Annotated in this window: 2 protein-coding genes; both read left to right on the forward strand. The window is 71.4% G+C overall.

Translation table 11 applies throughout. The features are described 5' to 3' along the window. The coding region (locus tag ACE3Q3_RS02720) for a M24 family metallopeptidase (RefSeq protein ID WP_374441439.1) at window positions 1–522 on the forward strand (522 nt) is incomplete at its 5' end. Window positions 523–525: 3 nt separating this feature from the next. Continuing rightward, window positions 526–1,574: M20/M25/M40 family metallo-hydrolase (locus ACE3Q3_RS02725; protein WP_374441442.1), on the forward strand; the 1,049-nt coding region annotated here is incomplete at its 3' end.

Here is a 1,574-nt window from a genome sequence, read left to right on the forward strand (position 1 = left end):
GGCGACCGGGCGCTCCTGGTGCGCAGCGCCACCGGCTACCGCCATCTCGACGCCGTCGACCAGCTGACCATGGAGTTCGCCGGCAGCTACCGCCACTACTGCGCCTGCCTGATGCGGACGATCGCCGTCGGCCGCGGCAACGACAAGCAGCGCCGCATGTTCGAGGTGACGCGCGAGGCGATGGCGGCGATGACCGAGGCGGCCCGGCCGGGCAGCATCCTGGGGCAGATCGACGACGCCCATCGCCGCGTCTACGACGCCGCCGGCTACGGCGAGTTCCGCATGTCGGCCTGCGGCTATTCGCTGGGCGGCAGCTTCCGGCCGACCTGGATGGACGTGCCGCCGATGCTCTACAGCGGCAATGTCATCCCGACGCAGCCGGGCATGGTGCTCTTCCTGCACGCGATCCTGATCGACGCGCCGGCCAACCTCGCCATGTCGCTCGGCCACACCATCGTCGTCGGCGAGAGCGGTGCCGAGGTGCTGAGCCGCCTCTCCCCCGAATACCATGTCGCGGGCTGAACCATGACCGCCGACCGCGACCGGATCCTGCGCTGGATCGAGGCGGAGCAGGACGAGATCATCCGCTTCCTCCAGCGCCTCGTCCGCGCCCGCAGCCCCAACCCGCCCGGCGACACCCGCGCCGCCGCCGCCGTGGTGCAGGAACGGCTCGACGCCGAGGCCCTGCCCTACCGCATCGTCGCCCCCAACCCGGAGATGCCGAACTTCGTCGGCACCTTCGCGGGCGGCGGCGGGCCGGGCCGGCATCTCGTCCTCAACGGCCATATCGACGTCTTCCCGGTCGCCAGCGACCATGGCTGGAGCCGGGACCCGTGGAGCGGCGACATCGTCGACGGCAAGCTCTACGGCCGGGGTGCCGCCGACATGAAGCCGGGCACCACCGCCTCCATCGTCACCTACGCGCTGCTGCACCGGCTGCGCGACCGACTGCCGGGCAAGCTGACGCTGACCGCCGTCTCCGACGAGGAGACGTTCGGACCGTGGGGCGCACGCTGGCTGATGGACCATGAGCCCGAAGTGCTGGGCGACTGCTGCCTCAACGGCGAGCCGTCCGGCCCCAACACCATCCGCTTCGGCGAGAAGGGGCCGCTCTGGCTGCGCTTCACCGTCCGGGCGGACGGCGCTCACGGCGCCTACACCCACCTGACGAAGAGCGCGACGCTCGTCGCGACGCAGCTCATCGGCGCGCTCGGCCGGCTCGAGGACCTGCCGGTCGAGCTGCCGCACAACGTCATGTCGGCGATGGACGAGGCCCGCGACGCCTCGGACCGGGCGATGGGCGCCGGGGCCGGGGCGATCACCGACAAGGTCACCCTCAATGTCGGCCTGCTGGATGGCGGGGTGAAGGTGAACATGATCCCGAGCGAGTGCCGCTTCGAGGCCGACATCCGCATGCCGCCCGGCATGACCCGGGAGCGGGTGATGGCCGAGGTCGGGCGCATCCTCGCCGACTATCCGGGGGTCGAGGTCGAGGAGACGGGCTGCAGCCCGCCCTCCTACTGCGACCCCTACGGGCCGATGGTCGAGATCCTGCAGCGCAACGTCCAGGCGCT

It is taken from the genome of Allostella sp. (assembly GCF_041913585.1).
Classification (GTDB): domain Bacteria; phylum Pseudomonadota; class Alphaproteobacteria; order ATCC43930; family Allostellaceae; genus Allostella.